Annotated in this window: 22 protein-coding genes; 9 read left to right on the forward strand and 13 right to left on the reverse strand. The window is 65.1% G+C overall.

The annotated features are described in order from the left end of the window. Positions 1–106: 106 nt before the first annotated feature. Positions 107–700, reverse strand: a complete 594-nt coding sequence (locus QNO10_RS06785; RefSeq protein WP_229948461.1) for a DUF3043 domain-containing protein — start codon at positions 698–700, stop codon at positions 107–109. A gap of 38 nt (positions 701–738) precedes the next feature. On the opposite strand from QNO10_RS06785, the gene QNO10_RS06790 reads away from it, so the two are divergent. From QNO10_RS06790 to QNO10_RS06820, 7 genes are all read left to right on the forward strand, one after another. Beyond that, complete coding sequence (locus QNO10_RS06790) at positions 739–2,154, forward strand: dipeptidase (RefSeq protein WP_229948459.1); 1,416 nt, start codon at positions 739–741, stop codon at positions 2,152–2,154. 159 nt (positions 2,155–2,313) lie between these two features. Continuing rightward, positions 2,314–2,694: a HesB/IscA family protein gene (locus QNO10_RS06795; RefSeq protein ID WP_229948456.1), complete on the forward strand. Its 381-nt coding sequence runs from the start codon at positions 2,314–2,316 to the stop codon at positions 2,692–2,694. A gap of 184 nt (positions 2,695–2,878) precedes the next feature. Then, positions 2,879–3,736 (forward strand): aa3-type cytochrome oxidase subunit II, encoded by an 858-nt coding sequence (gene ctaC / locus QNO10_RS06800; protein ID WP_229948453.1) that lies wholly within the window; start codon positions 2,879–2,881, stop codon positions 3,734–3,736. Between the two features lie 9 nt (positions 3,737–3,745). Beyond that, complete coding sequence (gene ctaD, locus QNO10_RS06805; RefSeq protein WP_229948451.1) at positions 3,746–5,470, forward strand: aa3-type cytochrome oxidase subunit I; 1,725 nt, start codon at positions 3,746–3,748, stop codon at positions 5,468–5,470. Continuing rightward, positions 5,470–5,871, forward strand: a complete 402-nt coding sequence (locus tag QNO10_RS06810; RefSeq protein ID WP_229948448.1) for a cytochrome c oxidase subunit 4 — start codon at positions 5,470–5,472, stop codon at positions 5,869–5,871. Before ctaD ends, QNO10_RS06810 begins: the two co-directional genes overlap by 1 nt. A gap of 280 nt (positions 5,872–6,151) precedes the next feature. Continuing rightward, entirely contained in the window at positions 6,152–6,949 is a 798-nt protein-coding gene (locus tag QNO10_RS06815; protein ID WP_442860249.1) for a GntR family transcriptional regulator, read from the forward strand. 61 nt (positions 6,950–7,010) lie between these two features. Further along, positions 7,011–7,568 carry a hypothetical protein gene (locus tag QNO10_RS06820; RefSeq protein ID WP_229948445.1) on the forward strand — a complete coding sequence of 186 codons (558 nt, stop codon included), beginning with the start codon at positions 7,011–7,013 and terminating at the stop codon, positions 7,566–7,568. 123 nt (positions 7,569–7,691) lie between these two features. Here QNO10_RS06820 and qcrB read toward each other — a convergent pair whose 3' ends face one another. From qcrB to ctaE, 4 genes are all read right to left on the reverse strand, one after another. After that, on the reverse strand, positions 7,692–9,377 hold the full coding sequence (qcrB, locus tag QNO10_RS06825) for a cytochrome bc1 complex cytochrome b subunit (RefSeq protein WP_229948442.1): 1,686 nt from the start codon (positions 9,375–9,377) through the stop codon (positions 7,692–7,694). Positions 9,378–9,379: 2 nt separating this feature from the next. Beyond that, complete coding sequence (qcrA, locus tag QNO10_RS06830; protein WP_229948439.1) at positions 9,380–10,411, reverse strand: cytochrome bc1 complex Rieske iron-sulfur subunit; 1,032 nt, start codon at positions 10,409–10,411, stop codon at positions 9,380–9,382. Between the two features lie 85 nt (positions 10,412–10,496). Continuing rightward, positions 10,497–11,297 carry a cytochrome bc1 complex diheme cytochrome c subunit gene (gene qcrC, locus QNO10_RS06835; RefSeq protein WP_229948437.1) on the reverse strand — a complete coding sequence of 267 codons (801 nt, stop codon included), beginning with the start codon at positions 11,295–11,297 and terminating at the stop codon, positions 10,497–10,499. An 82-nt stretch (positions 11,298–11,379) separates the two neighbouring features. Further along, positions 11,380–12,018, reverse strand: coding sequence for an aa3-type cytochrome oxidase subunit III (ctaE, locus tag QNO10_RS06840; protein ID WP_229948434.1), 639 nt, complete (start codon positions 12,016–12,018; stop codon positions 11,380–11,382). A 160-nt stretch (positions 12,019–12,178) separates the two neighbouring features. Between ctaE and trpD the strand changes: the two genes are divergently transcribed. Further along, a complete protein-coding gene (trpD, locus tag QNO10_RS06845; protein WP_229948431.1) occupies positions 12,179–13,225 on the forward strand; it encodes an anthranilate phosphoribosyltransferase in 1,047 nt (348 codons plus the stop codon). 37 nt (positions 13,226–13,262) lie between these two features. Here trpD and QNO10_RS06850 read toward each other — a convergent pair whose 3' ends face one another. Genes QNO10_RS06850 through QNO10_RS06870 form a run of 5 tightly spaced genes read right to left on the reverse strand, consistent with a single transcriptional unit; the run spans position 13,263 to position 16,487 of the window. After that, the gene (locus QNO10_RS06850; protein ID WP_227921514.1) at positions 13,263–13,544 is read right to left on the reverse strand and encodes an Lrp/AsnC family transcriptional regulator; all 282 of its coding nucleotides are present in this window, start codon (positions 13,542–13,544) and stop codon (positions 13,263–13,265) included. Between the two features lie 49 nt (positions 13,545–13,593). Continuing rightward, the gene (locus QNO10_RS06855) at positions 13,594–14,016 is read right to left on the reverse strand and encodes a DUF3054 domain-containing protein (RefSeq protein WP_229948429.1); all 423 of its coding nucleotides are present in this window, start codon (positions 14,014–14,016) and stop codon (positions 13,594–13,596) included. After that, a complete protein-coding gene (locus QNO10_RS06860; RefSeq protein ID WP_229948428.1) occupies positions 14,013–14,618 on the reverse strand; it encodes a TetR/AcrR family transcriptional regulator in 606 nt (201 codons plus the stop codon). The genes QNO10_RS06855 and QNO10_RS06860 overlap by 4 nt, the downstream gene beginning before the upstream one ends. A gap of 25 nt (positions 14,619–14,643) precedes the next feature. Further along, positions 14,644–15,345, reverse strand: a complete 702-nt coding sequence (locus QNO10_RS06865; protein ID WP_229948425.1) for an ABC transporter ATP-binding protein — start codon at positions 15,343–15,345, stop codon at positions 14,644–14,646. Beyond that, positions 15,342–16,487 carry an ABC transporter permease gene (locus QNO10_RS06870; protein WP_229948422.1) on the reverse strand — a complete coding sequence of 382 codons (1,146 nt, stop codon included), beginning with the start codon at positions 16,485–16,487 and terminating at the stop codon, positions 15,342–15,344. The genes QNO10_RS06865 and QNO10_RS06870 overlap by 4 nt, the downstream gene beginning before the upstream one ends. A 217-nt stretch (positions 16,488–16,704) precedes the next feature. On the opposite strand from QNO10_RS06870, the gene QNO10_RS06875 reads away from it, so the two are divergent. Continuing rightward, positions 16,705–17,799: a lysylphosphatidylglycerol synthase transmembrane domain-containing protein gene (locus QNO10_RS06875; RefSeq protein WP_229948420.1), complete on the forward strand. Its 1,095-nt coding sequence runs from the start codon at positions 16,705–16,707 to the stop codon at positions 17,797–17,799. Here the strand turns inward: QNO10_RS06875 and QNO10_RS06880 are convergent. The 3 genes from QNO10_RS06880 to QNO10_RS06890 all read right to left on the reverse strand — a co-directional run bounded on the left by QNO10_RS06880 (position 17,745) and on the right by QNO10_RS06890 (position 20,296). Beyond that, entirely contained in the window at positions 17,745–18,530 is a 786-nt protein-coding gene (locus QNO10_RS06880) for an SDR family oxidoreductase (RefSeq protein WP_229948417.1), read from the reverse strand. The two genes, QNO10_RS06875 and QNO10_RS06880, sit on opposite strands and share 55 nt — an antisense overlap. A 37-nt stretch (positions 18,531–18,567) precedes the next feature. Further along, entirely contained in the window at positions 18,568–18,915 is a 348-nt protein-coding gene (locus QNO10_RS06885; protein WP_229948415.1) for a UBP-type zinc finger domain-containing protein, read from the reverse strand. A 142-nt stretch (positions 18,916–19,057) separates the two neighbouring features. Then, entirely contained in the window at positions 19,058–20,296 is a 1,239-nt protein-coding gene (locus tag QNO10_RS06890; RefSeq protein WP_229948413.1) for an RNA polymerase sigma factor, read from the reverse strand. Between the last annotated feature and the right edge of the window lie 5 nt (positions 20,297–20,301).

The raw sequence follows: 20,301 nt of genomic DNA on the forward strand, positions 1-20,301 counted from the left end.
GGACTGACCCGGCAAGGGCTGACCCGGCCAGGAGTGAGCCAAAGAGGGACTTAACGAAAGAAGGGCCGCCCGCGGGCGGCCCTTCTTTGCTGTGGAGCGGGAACTGTCAGGACGGGTACTGGCCGCGGCCAACCTGCGGTTTGGGAAGGCGGAAACGCCGGAGCTGGAGGGACCGGGACACCCCGTACCAGACGTCGCCGGAATTGGGGCCGCCGAACTTGGCGGTCAGCCGCTTGCGGATCTGGCGGCGCAGCATAAAGCTGTCCGCAATGACCAGCAGGATTAGCACCCAGAAAGCCGCCATGACGATCAGCTGGACGTCGATGTTCTGGATGAAGCTGAAGAGGACGAACACAAGTGCCGCGATCATGATGAACTCGCCGACATTCCAGCGGGCATCCACGATGTCGCGGACAAACCTGCGGTTGGGGCCCTTGTCCCGCAGGGGAAGGTAGCGTTCCTCACCGGTGTCCAGGGCGCGGCGGGTCTTGAGCCGCTCTTCCCGCAGGGCCTCACGGTTGGCCGCCTTGGCAGCCTTCCGGTCGTCGGGGACCAGCGGGCGCCGGCGTGCGGCTACCTGGTCCTTGCGGCGGGGCGTAGGAGCACCTTTACCCACCCGTACATTGGCTGCCTGTTCAGCGGCAGCTGCCTGGTCCACAGGTTCCTGCGCGGTGGGCGCTTCTTTCTTTCGTCCAAACACACCCCAAGGATACCGTGAAAGATTGTAGGGTTTTGGCTATGACTTCCAACCCCGCCCAAGACGCAGTTCCCTCGTCCCCGGACATCCACGAGGACGCTCTCCGCTCCAGCGTCGCCGCGGACTTCCCGCGGACCGTCGAGCAGCTCAAGTCCCTGGTCAGCATTCCAGGCATCGCCTGGGACTCTTTTGATCCCGAACACCTTAACCGCAGTGCCGCCGCCGTCGCCGAGCTGGTCCGCGAAGCCGGCATCGAGGATGTGCAGGTGCTCCGCGTGGATAACAACGGGACTCCCGGCGGCCCCGCCGTCGTCGCCCGCCGCCCGGCGCGGGAAGGCGCGCCCACTGTGCTGCTCTACGCCCACCACGATGTCCAGCCGCCCGGAGATCCGGACCTTTGGGACAGTGAGCCCTTCACCGCCGAGGAACGCAACGGGCGGCTCTACGGCCGCGGCGCGGCGGACGACAAGGCCGGCATCATGGCGCACATTGGTGCGCTGCGGGCCCTTGAGGACGTGCTGGGGGAGGAGTCCGGCGTCGGCGTCACCCTGTTCATCGAAGGCGAGGAAGAGGCCGGATCCCCGACCTTCCGGACCTTCCTGGAGACCTACCAGGACCTGCTCCGCGCCGACGTCATTGTGGTTGCCGACTCGGGCAACTGGAAGGTAGGCGTCCCGGCGCTCACCACGAGCCTGCGCGGACTGGTGGACGGCACGGTGGAGGTCCAGGTCCTGGACCACGCCGTGCACTCGGGCATGTTCGGCGGTCCGGTACTGGACGCACCCACCCTGCTCGCCCGCCTGATCGCGACCTTCCACGACGACGCCGGCGACGTCGCCATCTCCGGGCTCGTCTCCACCGATGACGCCGCCGTGGATTACCCGGAGGAGGACTTCCGGGCGGATTCATCCCTGCTCGACGGCGTCCGCCTCGCGGGAACCGGTTCCATTGCCTCGCGGCTCTGGACCAAGCCCGCGCTGTCCATCATCGGGATCGACGTACCCACGGTGGCCATGTCCTCGAACACCATCCAGCCCAAGGCACGGGCCAAGTTCAGCCTGCGCCTGGCCCCCGGGCAGAGCCCGGAGGCCGCCATGGAAGCCGTGCAGGCACACGTGCAGGCCAACGCCCCGTTCGGTGCCAAGGTCACCTTCACCCCGGGGGAGCAGGGCAATGCCTTCGCCACCGACACCACCGCCAGCGCCGCACGCACCGCGCTCTGGGCCCTGGAACGGGCGTGGGGAGTGCAGCCGGTGGAATCCGGCATGGGCGGCTCTATCCCGTTCATTTCAGACTTGGTGGAACTGTTCCCGCAGGCGCAGATCCTGATCACCGGCGTCGAAGATCCGGATTCCCGGGCCCACAGCGCCAATGAGTCACTGGACCTGAACGATTTCCGGAACGCCATCCTGGCCGAAGCGCTGCTCCTTGCCCGCCTGGGGGCCGTCGCCGGCTAGGCGGCAGGACACAGGCAGGTGCCGGGTGGGAATCAACATTGCCCGGCACCTGTTAGATCGTTGGGGGACAGCAGACGTACCATTGAGACACTGGTCCCGGCCCGCGGCAGGCGCATAAGGCTTGCCCGCGGATAGACCAGCTGAGGAAAGAGAGAAACTATGAGCGTTTCCACCAGCGAAAACATCACCACCGCAGCAGAGGCGGAACTGCCCGTACACGAAGTGCTGTTGTCGGATGTCGCAGCGCAGAAGGTCCGCAGCCTGCTGGAGCAGGAAGGCCGCACCGACCTCCGTCTCCGCGTGGCTGTGCAGCCCGGAGGCTGCTCCGGACTCATCTACCAGCTCTACTTCGACGAGCGTGTCCTGGACGGCGACGCCGTCCGCGACTTCGACGGCGTCGAGGTCATTGTGGACAAGATGAGCGTTCCGTACCTTTCGGGCGCATCGATCGACTTCGAAGACACCATTTCGAAGCAGGGGTTCACCATCGACAACCCCAATGCCGGCGGCTCGTGTGCCTGTGGAGATTCCTTCCACTAGGACCCATCGCTCCGGCGGCCCCGTAATAGGAGCATTAATGGCCCGGCGCGGCGGTGATCTGTCACTGGATCGCCGCGCGTACGGGTAAGCTCTACACGTAGTAGTAAAACTAATGTCCGTAACCGGGAACTTTTTTGTGCCTGGGACGGACAGCACTTGCACGCAACAAGAGGAAGGGCCGTCTGTGAGTTCGCAGGACCGAACCAGCAGCCGACGCGCCAGGATCTTAAAGATCTCAGCCGTAACGTCGGCCGGCGCGTTGTTTTTATCGGGGTGTTCATCGGAGGCTCAAACGGGCTGGTTGCCGTCGGACCGCGACACCACTAACCACACCGGCCGCATTATTGACCTGTGGGTCAACTCGTGGATTGCCGCACTGGCGGTTGGTATCCTCACCTGGGCTTTGATCCTGTGGTGCATGGTTGCCTACCGCCGCCGCAAGAACGAGACCGGGTACCCGCGCCAGCTCAGCTACAACCTGCCGCTGGAAATCTTCTACACGGCCGTCCCGCTGTTCATGGTTTTGGTGTTGTTCTACTTCACCAACCAGGACATCAAGGCGATCAATGCGACCAGCGATGACCCGGACCGGGTCATCATTGACGTCCGCGCCAAGCAGTGGTCCTGGGACTTCAACTACGTCAACGAAGACAAGTACTACCAGGGCACGCAGGTCAACCTCGACGGCACCGAAGTTTCGGCCGACGAGTTCCCGACCCTGGTGCTCCCCGTTGACCAGACCATCGAACTGCAGCTGAACACCCGCGATGTGCAGCACTCCTTCTGGGTGCCTGCCTTCCTGCAGAAGATGGATATCTACCCCGGCCGCACCAACGTCATCACCCTCGAAACCGGCAAGACCGGAACCTTCGACGGTAAGTGTGCGGAGCTGTGCGGCGAGTACCACTCCGAAATGCTCTTCAACGTAGAGGTAGTCTCCGAGGCGGAGTACGACCAGTACGTGGAAACCCTGCCTACCGGCCAGGTCACCGGCGACTACGACCGGCAGTACAACTCAGAATCAAGCGAAGTTAGGAGGTAGGAGGACGCTATGACTACTCTCGAATACACTTCGGAAGATTCCAGCACCAGGGTTGCACCCCGCGTAGTACCCGTCTCCAAGGGACGCATCGTCGTCAGTTGGATCACCTCCACTGACCACAAGACGATCGGGTACATGTACCTGATTTCGTCATTCATCTTCTTCTGCCTCGCAGGCGTGATGGCCCTGGTCATCCGTGCGGAGCTGTTTGAACCCGGTATGCAGATCCTGCAGACCAAGGACCAGTACAACCAGCTGTTCACGATGCACGGCACCGTGATGCTGCTGATGTTCGCCACCCCGCTGTTCTCCGGCTTCGCGAATGTCATCATGCCCCTGCAGATCGGTGCACCCGACGTCGCCTTCCCGCGGCTGAATGCCCTCGCGTTCTGGTTCTTCCTCTTTGGCAGCACCATTGCAGTGGCCGGCTTCATCACCCCGCAGGGTGCCGCGTCCTTCGGCTGGTTCGCCTACACGCCGTTGTCCAGCACCACGTTCTCTCCGGGTGTGGGCGGTGACCTCTGGGTCTTCGGCCTGGCTCTCTCCGGCTTCGGCACCATCCTCGGTGCGGTCAACTTCATCACCACGATCATCTGCATGCGTGCCCCGGGCATGACCATGTGGCGGATGCCGATCTTCACCTGGAACACCCTCGTGACGGCCATCCTGGTCCTGATGGCGTTCCCGCCCCTGGCGGCAGCACTCTTCGCCCTCGGCGCCGACCGCCGCTTCGGAGCGCATATCTTCGATCCCGAGCGTGGCGGTGCCATCCTGTGGCAGCACCTGTTCTGGTTCTTCGGCCACCCCGAGGTCTACATCATCGCGCTGCCGTTCTTCGGCATCGTCTCCGAGATCTTCCCGGTCTTCAGCCGCAAGCCGATCTTCGGCTACAAGGGCCTGGTGTACGCCACCATCGCCATTGCAGCACTGTCGGTGACTGTCTGGGCGCACCACATGTACGTGACCGGCGCGGTCATGCTGCCGTTCTTCGCCTTCATGACCATGTTGATTGCGGTGCCCACGGGCGTGAAGTTCTTCAACTGGATCGGCACCATGTGGCGGGGGTCCATTACGTTTGAGACGCCCATGCTCTGGAGCATCGGCTTCCTCATCACGTTCCTCTTCGGTGGCCTGACCGGAATCATCCTGTCCTCCCCGCCGCTGGACTTCCACGTCTCGGATACGTACTTCGTGGTCGCCCACTTCCACTACGTCATCTTCGGCACCGTCGTATTCGCCATGTTCGCCGGCTTCTACTTTTGGTGGCCCAAGTGGACCGGCAAGATGCTCAACGAACGCCTGGGCAAGATCCACTTCTGGCTCCTGTTCTTCGGCTTCCACGGCACTTTCCTGATCCAGCACTGGCTGGGCGTGCTCGGTATGCCGCGCCGCTACGCCGACTACCTGGTGGAAGACAACTTCACCGCGATGAACCAGTTCTCCACCATCGCCTCCTTCGTCCTCGGTGCTTCGATGATCCCGTTCTTCTGGAACGTGTACATCACCTGGCGCCATGGCAAGAAGGTAGAAGTGGACGATCCCTGGGGCTTCGGTGGCTCGCTCGAATGGGCAACATCCTGCCCGCCGCCGCGGCACAACTTCACCTCGCTGCCCCGGATCCGTTCGGAGCGTCCGGCCCTGGATCTGCACCACCCCGAGCTGCAGCAGCACGTCACTGACGATTCCGCCGCTGCCAAGGTATTCGGCCCCGGCGACCGGAAGGAAAAGGTCTAATGAAGGTTGAGACTAAGCTCTTCGCTTACATGACGCCGTTCTTCATCGTCGTCGGTGTGGTCTACGGCTACCTGGTCGAGTGGACAGAACCCGTTGGGTATCTGGCACTCTTCCTCACCGGTGGTATGTCCGGCATGATCGCCTACTACATCGGCTTCACCGGCAAGCGGGTTGGGCCCCGCCCCGAGGACCGCCTCGACGCCGAGATCCACGAGGGTTCCGGCGAGCAGGGCTTCTTCAGCCCCTGGAGCTGGTGGCCCCTGCTGCTGGGTGCCTCTGCAGCTATCGGCTTCCTGGGCATGGCAGTGGGCTGGTGGATCCTGTACATCGGTGCCGGCCTCGCCGTCGTCGCACTGGTTGGCTGGGTCTTCGAATACAGCCGCGGAAACCACGCCCACTAGGGCAGGCATAAGCAACAACACACGAAGGAAGGACCCGCAGGAAACTGCGGGTCCTTCCTTCTTTTGTGCCGGTTGGTTGCCGGGCTGGCAGACAGTGGCCCGCCAGCCTGCCAGTCGCCGGGCGGAACCGGTGTGGGGGAGCGGCGCCCCGTCCTGAGCCCCGGGGGAGTGGTGGACGGCGGCAAGCCGGTATTCTGGGACGGCAGCAGTTTTCCCAGCCGAAGGGGCAGAGTCGAAGCATGCGTAGTAACGGTCTTCCTGCCCGTCCGGGATGCCTGCGGTGAGTAACCGCCGGCTGCGCCTGATTACCGAGGGCATCGACCCTGCCGCGGGCGTTGCCAAGCACGTACAGCTCCAAGGCATCCTGCGCCGGTTTGTCGAAACGCATGCCGGGGCAGGGGAGATCATTCCGTCGGAACGGGAGCTCTCCGAGCACTTCGCCGTAGCCCGGATGACCATCCGGCAGGCAGTCGATGCACTGGTTGCCGACGGCGTCCTGGAGCGCGTCGTCGGGCTGGGCACCTACGTCGCCCGCCCGAAGATGGACCTGCAGGTACAGCTGACCTCCTACTCGGAGGAAATGCACCGCCGTGGCATGGTCCCGGACGCCCATGTCCTCAGCTTCGAACAGATCGGCGCCTCACAGCTGGTCGCACGTGAACTCCAGATCGAGCCGGGCCAGCCGGTGATCCGCTTCCGCCGGCAGCTGCTGGCCGACAGTGAGCCGATGAGCGTCGACGAAAACTTCATCCCGGCCCACTACGTTCCCGGCATCCTCGAGGAGGAGCCGCCTACATCGCTCTACAACGTGCTGAGCGAACGCTACGGACTGGTCATGGAGTGGGGCGAGGACACCATCGAGGCGACGGCAGCCTCTGCTTCCATCGCGCGCCTGCTCAACGTGGAGCTAGGCGCTCCGGTGCTGAAGATCCAGCGCCACGCGTACGTGTCGCGGGCGATGGTGGATTATTCGGTGTCTTATTACCGCGCCGACCGTTACAAGCTCTGGGTGCCGCTCCAGCGTCCCGGAGTGCGTACTCCGCGTTCATACCACCCGCACCGGCACCCAAACGCCTGAGACCCCCCCGGGAGCCTGCTGCGCCCCGGTTAGACCCCACTGCAGGAAGAGGAACACCACTATGGTCACCATTCGGATGTACAAGCGCGACGACGCGGGGGTGCTCCATTTCCGGGAGGCACTCTACGACGAGGATGACGGGCAGCTGATGCTGACCTCCGGGCCGGTGGGCTACGAAGGGTCAGCCAAGGTCCAGGACGTGGCCCCGGAGGCCGCCGAAGATCTGCTGCACGCCTTCGCCGTGGCCTCGGAAGAGGACGGTTACGAGGACATCCTGCCCGCAGACCAGCACTGGGTGATTGTCCAGTACGCGCTCAAGACCGCGGCGGGGACCGAGCGGGACCGGTACCTCGAACACAAGGCCACCCAGGCCATCTCCTCCTACTTCCTGTGGCGGGGACTGGGCGAGGTGGACCACACGGAGTTCGCGCCGTACAGGCTCAATATCTACTGCCTGGTCCCGGACGTGAAAAAGGCAGTGGCCGGGCTGAAGGTGGTGCTGCGGGATCCGCTGCTGGACTTCACCAAGCTGACCATCGGTTCGGCGCCCGTGTCGGACCCGGCGGCACTGAAGCAGCGCTACCCGCTTCCCGCGAAACGCCCGTTCACCCTGGCATAGCGGATCCCCCCGGCCGTGCCCCCAGAACTGGCACCGCAGGACCGGGGGAGCGGAAGCAAGACATAACAGAAGGGCCCGACCGGATCATCCGGTCGGGCCCTTCTGTTATGTACGGTTGCTCAGTTACCGCTGTTCGATCGATGCCTGGTCGTCGGCCTTGGCCTCAACCTCGGCAGGCGATTCGTGGTGGTGCGCATTCTCGAGTTCGGAAGGCGTCACCGGTGCGACACGGTCTTCGAAGAAGAAGTGCGACAGCTTGGCGCGGCGCTTTTCCTTTCCGGAGATCTTGCCGTTGGCGTCCGGCTGGGCCGGGATCACCTTGTGCGAGTCGAAGTCCACCAGGCGGTAGCGCTTGTACTCGTCCAGCGGCTCATGGACCTCGATGTACTCACCGTGCGGGAGACGGACAATGCGTCCGCTCTCAACACCGTGCAGGACAATCTCGCGGTCCTTGCGCTGCAGCGCCAGGGCGATGCGGCGGGCGATGATGAAGCCCAGGACCGGACCAACGAAGAACAGTACCCGCAGCCAGTACGTCACATCGTTCAGTGACACGTGGAAGTGGGTGGCAATGAGGTCCGAGCTGGCGGCTGCCCACATCACGCAGTAGAACGTGATGCCTGCGACGCCGACGGCGGTCCGGTACGGAGCATTGCGCGGGCGGTCCAGCAGGTTGTGGACACTCTTGTCCTTGGTCAGCCAGGCTTCGATCCACGGCCACATGAACAGCAGCGTGAAGACGAGGCCTGCAGGGCCCAGGGCGGGCAGCAGCACGTTCAGCGAGAGCGTGTTGTCACCCCACGGGAACGGAATGACCCACTCCAGCGGGAACGCGCCGATGAAGCCGGGCATCAGGCGCAGGGCGCCGTCGACCCAGCCGATGTACCAGTCAGGCTGGGTACCGGCGGACACGGGGGAGGGATCGTAGGGACCGTAGTTCCAGATCGGGTTGATCGTGAAGAAGCCCGCAATGATCGCGATGATGCCGAAGACGATGAAGAAGAAGCCACCGGCCTTCGCTGCGTAGACCGGGCCCACCGGGTAGCCGACAACATTGTTGTTGGTCCGGCCCGGACCGCGGAACTGGGTGTGCTTGTGAATGACCACCATAAAGAGGTGGATGGCAATCATCAGCAGGATCAGCGCCGGCACCAGGAGGATATGCAGCATGTACAGACGGCCGATGATCGCGGTACCCGGGAACTCACCACCGAAGAGGAAGAAGCTGATGTACGTACCAACCACCGGAACCGACTTGATCACACCGTCGATGATGCGCAGGCCGTTGCCGGAGAGCAGGTCATCGGGGAGGGAGTAGCCGGTGAAGCCAGCCGCGAGGGACAGGATCAGCAGGACGCCGCCCACCACCCAGTTGAGTTCACGGGGCTTGCGGAAGGCGCCGGTGAAGAAGACGCGGAGCATGTGCACCGAGACGGCTGCGACGAACAGCAGGGCCGACCAGTGGTGCACCTGGCGCATAAAGAGGCCGCCGCGGACATCGAAGGAGATGTTCAGGGAGGACTCGTAGGCCACGGACATTTCCACGCCGCGCAGGGGCACATAGCTGCCTGCGTAGTGTGTTTCGGCCATGGACGGGTCGAAGAAGAACGTCAGGAACGTTCCGGTCAGCAGCAGGATGACGAAGCAGTACAGCGCGACTTCACCGAACATAAAGGACCAGTGGTCAGGGAAGACCTTGCGGCCGAATTCCTTGACCATGGCGGAACCGCTGACCCGGGAGTCAACGAAGTTCGTGATGCGGCCCAGACGGGTTTTGGCCTCGTACGGGGTGGCAGAGGGAACACTCATGGTTAGCCACGCTCCCAGTAGCTCGGTCCGACAGGTTCGTGGAAGTCGCTCTGGGCGACCAGGTAGCCTTCGTCATCGACGGCGATCGGCAGCTGGGGCAGCGCGTGCCCCGCCGGACCGAAGATGACCTTGCATTCCTGCGTCACGTCGAAGGTCGACTGGTGGCAGGGGCACAGAAGGTGGTGCGTCTGCTGCTCGTAGAGGGCAACAGGGCAGCCAACGTGCGTGCAGATCTTGGAGTAGGCGACAATGCCGTCCACTGCCCAGTCCTCGCGCCCGGGGGACGGGTTAAGGTCCTCGGGGTTCAGGCGCATCAGCAGGACGACGGCCTTGGCCTTTTCCTCCAGCTTGTGCTCGGGCAGGTCATTCAGGCCATCGGGGATGACGTGGAAGGCCGAGCCCAGGGTGACATCCGAAGCCTTGATGGCCGTGCCGCTGGGATCGCGGGTCAGGCGGGTGCCCTCTTTCCACATGGTGTGGCGGAGGGTGTTGCCCGGAAGCGGACCCAGGTCGCGGAAGACGGCGATAGCCGGCAGCGGTGCCAGGATCATGGCGCCGAGGAGGGTGTTGCGGATCAGCGGACGGCGCTTGATGCCCGTTTCCTCGATGATGTCCCCAACCATCTTCTCGGCAATGACGCGGTCCTCTTCGGGACGGATTTCATGCCGTTCTTCCACGATTTCGTGGTCCGGCATAAGCGTCTTGGCCCAGTGGACAATGCCGACGCCGATGCCAAGCATGGCGAAGGCGGTGCCCAGTCCCAGGAGGATGTTCTGCAGCCGCAGTTCGGCGATGCTGGCATCGTCCAAGTGGATGCTGAAGTATCCGATGAAAAATACGATGGTGCCGATGATCGACACGATGAACAGGCTCGCCACCTGCCGCTCCGCCCGCTTTTCGGCGCGGGGGTTTGTGTCGGCTAGACGAGGGCGGTGTGGGGGAAGTCCCGGATCCTGGAACTTCTCCTCATCTCCCTGGCCAGCCGTAGCGACGGTGCCCGAGGTGTTCGGACTGCCGTGACTATGGTCGCCCATGATCCCCCTCATCCTTCTCTGAAAACTGCATTTATAGACCTATATGTAACTGTGATGTCACCCGTGGAGGTGAGCGCGGCTGTGGCTAGGAAGACCGGGAGGTCAACCAGATGGTGAAAGCGATGATGATTCCCAGACCAGCGGTCCAGATGAACAGACCCTCGGATACCGGACCCAGCGAGCCCAGCTGGGCTCCACCGGGGGAGCCGCTGGACTCGATGTCCTTCAGGAACGTGATGATGTCCTGCTTGTCTTCGGGGGTGATGTTGGTGTCGCTGAAGACAGGCATGTTCTGCGGACCCGTGACCATGGCCTCGTAGATGTGCTTTTCGCTGACGCCGTCCAGGCTCGGAGCGAACTTGCCGCGCGTCAGTGCGCCACCGGCGGCGGCGGCGTTGTGGCACATGGCGCAGTTCACGCGGAAGAGCTCGCCGCCGTTGGCGGATGCTTCTTCATCGGAGGTGTCGGCCTCAAGGTGTTCCGAGTCCGGAACGGAGGGGCCGGCACCAAGGCTGGAGACGTAGGCGGCCAGCTCAGCGGTCTGCTCGTCGTCGAACTGGACGGGCTTCTCCTGGGCCTGGGGGCCCTGCATGGCCATCGGCATACGGCCGGTTCCGACCTGGAAGTCGACCGACGCTGCGCCGACGCCTACCAGGGAGGGGCCGTTTTCCGTACCGGTGGCTTCAATGCCGTGGCACGTTGCACAGTTGGCGACGAACAGCTTCTCGCCCTCGTTGACGTCTTCGGCAGTGTACGTGGTGGTTGCAGCCTGGGCCTGGTTGGCTCCATTGGCCACGGCATAGAGACCACCCGTAACGAGGAGTCCCAGCAGCAGCAGCGCGACTGCTGCGAGGGGATGGCGCCGCCTTTGCGATAGTGCCTTCACTTCGTAGTTCCTAACTTATGTGGTCTTTGGGAAACAGGTGCCACTTTGAAGTATTTCGTGGGGTGCGGGTCCTCAAGCAGTGTTACTTGAGGAAGTAAATGATGACGAACAGGGCAATCCAGACCACATCAACGAAGTGCCAGTAGTACGAAGTTACGATCGCCGAGGTTGCTTCGAAGTGTCCGAAGCGCTTGGCGGCGTAGGCACGGCCGATGATGAAAAGGAACGCGATCAGGCCGCCGGTCACGTGCAGGCCGTGGAAACCGGTGGTCAGGTAGAACGCGGAACCGTAGGAGTTCGACGAGAGGGATACACCTTCAGAGACCAGCATGGCGTATTCGTAGGCCTGTACGGAGACGAAAATCGCTCCGAGTACGAAGGTCAGCAGGAACCACTCAGTCATGCCCCAGCGGGAAAGCTTCAGGAGCCCTCCGGTGCGGCGTGCCTGAAGACGTTCTGCGGCGAAGACGCCAGCCTGGCAAGTGAAGGAACTGGAAACAAGGATCACCGTGTTCACGAAAGCGAACGGGACGTTCAGCTTCTCGGTCTCCATGGCCCACAGGTCGCTCGAGGTCGAGCGAAGGGTGAAATACATGGCGAAGAGAGCAGCAAAGAACATCAGTTCGCTGGAGAGCCACACCACGGTTCCTACGGAAACCATATTGGGGCGGTTCAGCGTGGGGTGAGCCGGGGTACTGGGGGCATGGGTCGCTGTTGTCACATAGACATTATGGCGGTAAAACTGCCCAGTTCTCCAACAGATCAGGGCCAACGGCGCGTCCCCAGCCGACCCCGCCGCCCCGGATCCCTGTATTGGCGCGGAAATAGCCGTCCCAGAAAGAAATCAGCATTTTCTACGAATCGTAGATAACCTAGGGTGTGTGACTACGATTCCGAGTTCCGGTGACACCTGGCCGAGCCTGATTACCGCGCTGATCAGCCGCGAAAACCTCTCCACCGAGCAGACCCGCTGGGCCATGTCCACCATCATGGCGGGCAACGCCACCGACTCGCAGATTGCGGGGTTCCTGGTCGCCCTGCGGGCCAAGGGCGAGACCGTGGACGAGCTCACCGGGCTGGTCGAGGCAATGGTCGCCAGCGCGCGGCCCATCAACATTCCGGGAGAGACCCTGGACATTGTGGGCACCGGGGGAGACCGGCACAACACCGTGAACATCTCCTCCATGGCGGCACTGGTATGTGCCGGGGCTGGGGCGAAGGTGGTTAAGCACGGTAACCGAGCGGCGTCGTCGGCCTCGGGGTCCGCGGACGTGATCGAGGCGCTGGGGGTCCGGCTGGACCTGTCCGTCGACCGGGTGGCACAGGCTGCCGTCGAGGCCGGGATCACCTTCTGCTTCGCCCAGGTCTTTCATCCGTCCATGCGCTTTGCCGCCGTGCCCCGCCGCGAGATGGGGGTGGCCACGGCCTTCAACTTCATGGGGCCGCTGACCAATCCGTCCAATCCCAGTGCCTCCGCCATCGGCGTCGCCGACGCCCGCCTGGCGCCGCTGATGGCCGGCGTGCTGGCCCGGCGCGGGGTGCGGGCCCTGGTGTTCCGCGGCGGTGACGGTCTGGACGAGATGACGACCACCGGTGTCTCCACTGTCTGGGAGGTCCGTAATGGCACCGTAGAGGAGTCCGTAGTGGATCCCCTGGATCTCGGGATCAGCCGGGCCACGCTGGAGGACCTGCGGGGCGGTGACGCCGCCGCTAATGCCGCGGTGGTGCGCAGCGTGCTGGCGGGGGACAAGGGGCCGGTACGTGACGCCGTCGTGCTGAACGCGGCCGCAGCCCTGGTGGCGCTGGACCGGGATGCCGACGGGCCGCTGACGGACCGCCTGGCCCGCGGACTTGTCCGTGCCTGTGACGCGATCGACAGCGGTGCCGCCCAGGCCGCGCTGGACCGGTGGGTGGCCGTCACCCAGTAAGCGGGTCCGGGCCGCCGGCAGTGGTCAGCGGATGCGACTAGCTGTCGAAGCCGAGCGAAAAAGCCGCGTCGAGGTCGTGCTGGGAGTAGGCCCGGAAGGCAATCTGCGTGGTGGTGCCGATGACGCCGTCGACCTTGGACAGGCGGTTGGCAATTGCGTCGGCCAGGTCCTCGTGCCGCTGCACTCGGGCGATGGCGATCAGGTCGCATTCACCGGTCACGGAGTAGACCTCGCTGATGCCGTCGATCTCGGAGATTTCCTCCGCGCATTCCGGGATCCTGGCGGAGTCGGTCTGGATGAGTACAAAAGCGGTGATCATGGCGGGGCCTTCCTAAACGCGGTGGTGTCGACTGCTGCTCTCTTTGAGCCTAGTGGATGGAACGGTGCCGGCGGCCGGAAATCACGGTCCACGCCAGGCGCCGGCCCAGCAGGAACGCGCCCAGCACCACGAGGGTGACCACCTGGAAGCTGACGGCGGTTCCACCCCCGGCCAGTGCGCGGAGGCCCAGGCCGGCGGCGACGGTTCCCAGCCAGATGATGGTGCCTGCAGGCCACAGCTGCGCCGGACGGCGCCAGGCGCGCATGGCCCCCCACGAGAGCAGGCAGGCGATGAGGAACGGCAGCGCGGTGGCCAGGATGCCGGGTACGGTCAGGCCGTGCTCGTGGCTTTGGCGGCCGAGGGCGGCAAAAACGATGATGAGGACAAGGTCCATCCCCAGCACTGCCGGCCATCGTGCGGCGTTGACGGTGTTGGCGGCGGGGGTGGCGGACGGTGCGGCAATTCGGGTCACGGAGAGTCCTCCGGTGCGGTGAGGGTGCGGTTTTCGCGGACGTAGGGGCCGAGGAGTTCCCGAACACGGTCCTCGACCATCTCCGGCCCGGTGCCGGACTCCAGCAGCCGGGTGGACGAATGCACGATGGCGTTGATGAGTTCGGCCGTCACCAGCGGATCCGGAACGCCCATCGCGGTCAGCGTCTCCACCAGCGGAGTGAGCAGCTGGCGGTGCATCATGGCACTTTGGTTGTCGAGTTCCTCGCCCGGGGCGACGGCGGCCAGCGCGTTCCCGACGGCGTGCTCACCCTCCGCCACCAGGCGGATGTTCGTGAGCACGTAAGCCATGATGCGGTCAGCGGGTTCCGGCTCCGCATCCATTGCTTCCCGCACCCGCTGCGTCCAGCGCGGGAAAACATCCAGCACCAGGGCATGGAGGAGGTCCTGGCGGGACTTGTAGTACTGGTAGGCGCTCGGACGGGCAAGGCCCGCCAGCGCAGCCACGTCGGCCATGCTGGGGGCCTCGCCGGTGCGGGCCAGGAGGGTGCGTGCCGCGTCCAGCAGCGCCCGCTGCTGTGCCGCCCGGTGTTCGGCCACCGTGGGCGCAGTGATTCGGGGCACTTATGCCCTCCTGTTCGTGCTCTGGCTAGCTTGAGAGGCGTCCATCCACCATCTCGACGACGCGGTCGCAGTGGTGCAGGACGTCGTGATCGTGCGTCACCATAACTGTAGCAACGCCGCGCTCATGGGTTTCCCGGGCGAGCAGGGCAACCACTTCCTGGCTGCGGGCGCGGTCCAGTGCGGCGGTCGGCTCATCCACCAGCAGCAGCGACGGCCGGTTCACGAGTGACCGCGCAATCCCGACCCGCTGGCGCTCCCCGCCGGAGAGCTGGTCGGGGCGGCTGCGGGCCTTGTGCTCCATGCCTACGGCCGCGAGGAGTTCCAGGGGATCGAGAGTGTCCCGGGAGCCCGCAAGCTTCTGTATCAGGCGCAGCTGTTCGGCGGCATTCAGCGCCGGAATCAGGTTCCCGGACTGGAACACGAAGCCGATCTCCTGCAGGCGGAACCGCGCCCGGGCTGCTTTGCTGAGCGAGCCAAGGTCCACGTTGTTCACCCGGACGGTCCCGGAATCAGGGGTGGTGAGGGCTCCGGCCACGGCCAGTAGGCTGGACTTTCCGGCCCCGGACGGGCCGACGACGGCTACCATCTCGCCCGGCCGGACGCTGAGGGAGACGTTATCCAGGGCCTGAACCGTGCTCTCGCCGTCGCCCAGGGCTAGGTTGGCCGACTCGACCAGCAGTCCGCCGGTACGCGTGCCGGCATTGCGTTCTTCGGTTGCGGTGCTCATCTCTGTCCTCCAAGGGCTGCCAGGGGATCTACGCGGGAAATCCGGACGATGGCCAGGGCGGCGCCCACCAAACCCAGGGTGATCGTCAGGACCGTGGCCGTCAGGATGGGAGTGGCCTCAAGGGCGAAGGGCATGGCCGTACCGCCCAGTCCGGCACCCATGGCGAGGCCGGCCAGTATGCCGACGATGGTGGAGGCGACCAGGATGATGGCCGCCTGGAGCAGCCCGTCACGCAGCAGGTATCCGGTGGAGGCGCCCACAGCGCGCAGCACCGCGAGTTCATACTTCCGCTGGATGGTCCAGACCGTGAAGAACGCGCCCACCACCAGGGCACAGATGGCGTACAGGAAGATCTGGATCATTTCCAGGGTCATGGTTTCGGCGGAGTAGCCGGGGGAGGCGTTGAAGGATTCCGCCAGGGTCGAGGTAACTGTTCCGGCGGCTTCATCGCCGGCGGCGAAATCGATCTCCACACCGTCGGCTGCCTTCAGGGCAATGGTGCTGGCGGTGTCGAAGTCGACGCCGGACACGGTATCAGCGGTCGGCGCCCCGGGGGCACTCTGTCCGCTGGCCAGATACTGCCAGGTGTCCAGCGGCAGGTAGGCCAGGTCAACGTGCCCGAAGGTCTCCTGCCCATCGGTGTAGCCCACGACGGTCAGTTCGACGCCGATCCGTTCCAGGGTGACGACGTCGCCGATGTCCAGGCCTTCGTCGGCGGCGGTGGCGGAAACGACGATCTCGTCGGGGGCGGCAATGCTGCGGCCTTCACCGACCGTCGGCGCCAGGAAGGAACCGTCCTCGATCCCGAACAGCGCCAGGTCCACCTGGGTGCCGTTGCCGGTGGTGCCGTTCATCATGGCGGTGCCCATCAGGGCGGCCTCCGCGACGCCGGGCTGTTCGGCCCACACCGCAGCCTGGTGCTCGTCCACCACACTGCGGGAGAAGGCATTGTCGGTTTTGGTGCCTTCATTGAAGGCAAAGGCGGTTGCCGGCATGGCCTTCAGGCCGGACACGCCGTCGTTAACGAGTCCGGAGGACAGACCGGACAGCAGGACCATAAGTACGGCAATGAGCGCGACGACGCCACCCATCAATCCGAACCTGGCCCGGGCAAAGCGCAACTCGCGCAGCGCTAGGAACATCGGAACCCCTTGATTGAATCGGAACGTTGCCAACACGGTGTTGGTAACATACCAACATAATGTCAGAAAGAGTCGGCCGGGGTGAAATGCGCACCCTGCACTTGCCGGGGCCGGGGGGTGGCTGACATGGATGCAGTTCGTCTGCTGTGCTTGTTCCATGCCCAGGCATGGAACTTCGGCACGCGGCTCCGGACGTCCGGCCCGACGGTGGAGGTACGTGCGTCGGCTGGGCATAGTGGTGCTGCTGGTGCTGATTTTTGAATACGTCGTCCTGCCGCAGCTGGTGGGCACCGACAATGTGCTCCGGTCATTGGTCCGCTTGCCGCTGTTCGTGCTCGTCGGGGCCGTGTGCCTGGAAGTGGGCTCCTGGCTCAGCTACAGCGCCCTGACACGGGTCGTGCTGCCCGGCACCTCGCGGCCCTCTTATTTCACGCTGGTACGGATCGACCTGTGCGACACCGCCATCAACCATGTGGTGCCGGGTGGGGGAACGACGTCGGCCGCAGCCCGGTTCCGGCTGCTGACCCTGGCCGGGACGCCGCCACAGGATGCGCTCAGCGCCGCCACCATCCAGGTTCTGGGTGCGAACCTGGTGCTCGGCGCCTTGTTCGGGCTGGGGTTGCTGTCCATGCTGGGGAAGGTGAATACGAGCCGCGACTACGCGGCCGCCGGGATAGTGGTGCTGGTGCTTTTCGCAGCGGTGGTGGCGCTGCTGACCATCCTGGACCGGCACCTGCAGGGGGCGGTGCGCACAGCGCGCGCGGTGGCGCGGGCGGTTCCGGGGCTCCATGAGGACTCCGCCGAGAGGTTTGTCCGGACGGTGGCAGATGAAACACGGATGTTCCGTGCCCACCCGCGCCGGCTGCTGGCCGGGATCTCACTGGCAACACTGCGGTGGATCCTCGATGCCGCCTGCCTGTGGGTGTTGCTGGCCGCGTTCGGCCACGTGCTGGGGCCGGGCGAGCTGCTGGTGGCTTATTCGCTGGCGGGGCTGGTGGCGATGGTTCCGCTGACCCCCGGTGGGGTGGGCCTGGTGGAAGGGCTGCTGGTGCCTACGCTGGCGGGCTTCGGAACGCCGTCGGGCATCGCGGTCCTGGGCGTCCTGTCGTGGCGGATCATCCAGTTTTGGCTGCCGATCCCGGTGGGGGCGCTGGCCTATCTGTCACTGCGATTTGGGGTGCTGCGCCACGGACACCGCGGACGCCGGGAGATAGTCCTCACCGGCGCCCGCGGTGCCGCGGCTCAGCAGGCGGGCACTCAGGACCAGATGTCGTCCCCGCGCAGCGTGGCGTCGGCGCCGCCGTCGGTGTAGATGGTCTGTCCCGTGGTGTGGGTGTTCTCCTCGGAGGTCAGCCAGACCAGGAGACGGGCGATGACCTCCGGTTCGGAGTGGCCGTTCAGCGGCATGGGCACATTGGCATCCACCATGGCCCGTCCCTCAGGAGTGGACAGCAGGTCGCGCGTCATGGCGGAGGTCACGGTGCCGGGTGCCACGGCGTTCAGCGGGATGCCGGCGCCGGCAAAGGCGGGGCTGATGCTTTCGCGGCGGACCCAGCGGCTCAGGGCACGCTTGCTGGAGGGGTAGTTCAGGTAGCCGGTCTGGGGACCGGCGTCGGCGAGCTCCTGGCCGATCCGCAGGGCTTCCTCTTCGTTGCCGGCGAGCATGGCGTCGACGAGTTCGGGGGAGTTGGCCTGCAGGCTGGCCATGGAACTGACGACGGCGGCGCGGGGTGCGCTGCTCTTCGCCAGGGTCGGAGCCAGTTCGGTCAGGAAATCGGTGACGCCGAAGAAGTTCACGGCAACGGTGATCGGGGCGGGGGCGGAGATGCCGGCGCAGGCGATCACGGCGTCGACGTTGCCACCGGCAAGTTCAATAGCTTTGGCGACGGCGGCGGAGCGGCCCTCGGGCTTGCTGAGGTCCGCTTCGACGTCGGCGTTGCGCAGGTCGACACCGATGACGGTGTTGCCGCGCTCCTTCAGGATGGCGGCGGTGGCTGCTCCGATGCCTGAAGCTGATCCGGTCACAATATAGGTTCTAGTCATGTTTACAGTGTAGACCTGTCAGGCCTGCCGGTGGGCTTCAGTGGAGCAGCTGCTGCCAGTCCGCGGGCACCCGGTCGGCGGGTCCAGGAACGGACTGCCCGAACGGATGGTGTGCGGGCGGGGCCAGTTCCGGTCCGGCGAAGACCGAGGAATCCGCATAGTTCCAGAACCAGTCCTCGCCGGGCTCGAAGCTCCGGATCACGGGGTGCCCGGTTTGCTGCTCATGCAGGGTCGCGTGTTGCCCGGGGGAGCTGTCGCAGCAGCCGATGTGCCCGCATTCGGCGCACCGGCGCAGGTGGTACCACCACCCCTGGAGCTGGTCGCATTCCACACAGCCGGGACCGCTGGGTGGTACTTCCTGGTTGATGCCGGGCAGGGGATCCATAAGGGTGCTCCTTCCGTGTTGCACAGCTGTCGGTGCACTGGCGGAACTGCCGGCGCCGTGCACTCCACGCTAGCCATCCGGCCGGCCCGGCAACAGGTGCAAGGTTTCCGGTGGCGCCTGACGACCTGCAGATGGTGTCCCCTTAGAGGGATGCCGCCCGGCGTTGCAGCACCTCGCGTTCGCGGAGGTTCTTGGCGAGGCGTGCAGCCGTGGTGAATTCCGCACGGGCTTCGTCGGTCCGGCCCAGGCGCGCGAGCAGTTCGGCGCGCACACTGGGCAGCAGGTGGGACCCGGACAGCGTTCCCTCCAGACCGTTCACGATGGCGAGGCCCGCCTCGGGGCCGGTGGCCATCGATACCGCTACGGCACGGTTGAGTTCGACCACCGGGCTGGGGGAAATGCGTGCCAGCGCTTCGTAGAGGACCACAATGCGCGGCCAGTCGGTGTCGTCCGCGCGGGCGGCGGTGGCATGGCATTCGGCGATGGCCGCCTGCAGGGCGTAGCTGCCCCGGGCTCGGCCCAGTCCGCCCGCCAGACGGTCGGCGCTGGCCAGTGATGCCCGGCCGCGTTCTATCTGCGCCCGGTCCCAGCGGGTGCGGTCCTGGTCCGCCAGCAGGACCGGCCCGCCGTCAGGACCCGAGCGGGCAGCGAAGCGCGAGGCAGAGAACTCCATGAGGGCGACCAGGGCATGTGCTTCGGGTACCCGCGGAATAAGACCGGTGAGGATCCGCCCGATCCGCAGTGCCTCGGCTGCAAGGGCCGGGCGGGTCCAAGTCTCTCCGGTGGTTGCCGCGTACCCCTCGGTGAACATCAGGTAGATGACGTGCAGCACGCCGCGCAGCCGCGGCGTCCATTCATTGGGTTCGGGCGGCTCAAAGGGAACCCGGGCTGCGGCAAGGGTTTTCTTGGCCCGGACAATGCGCTGCTGCACTGTGGCCACCGGCACCAGGAACAGCCGGGCGATCTCCTCGGCGCTGAGTGAGCCTACGACCCGCAGCGTCAGCGCAATCTGCGCCTCGGTGGAAAGCACCGGATGGCAGGCAGTAAAGAGCAGCCGGAGCACGTCGTCCGGCAGTGGGTCCCACTCCGGGGCGGCCTCGTCCTGAATCCCGCGTGCCAGCAGTTCGTAGCGGTCCTGCAGCAGCCCAGCCCGCCGCCACCTGTCAATGGCCCGCCGTTTAGCCACGGCAGTGATCCAGGCGCCGGGGTTGCGGGGAATGCCTGTCCGGCTCCAGGCGACCAGCGCGTCGGCGACGGCGTCCTGAGCCGCGTCTTCAGCCAGGCCGACGTCGCCGGTCACCCTGGCCAGGGCGGCAACAATCCGGGCCCCTTCGATGTGCCAGAGCGCATCGACCCGACCCCTGACTGCTGCCTGATCCACGGTTA

The organism is Arthrobacter sp. zg-Y919 (genome assembly GCF_030142045.1).
Taxonomy (GTDB): Bacteria; Actinomycetota; Actinomycetes; order Actinomycetales; family Micrococcaceae; genus Arthrobacter_B.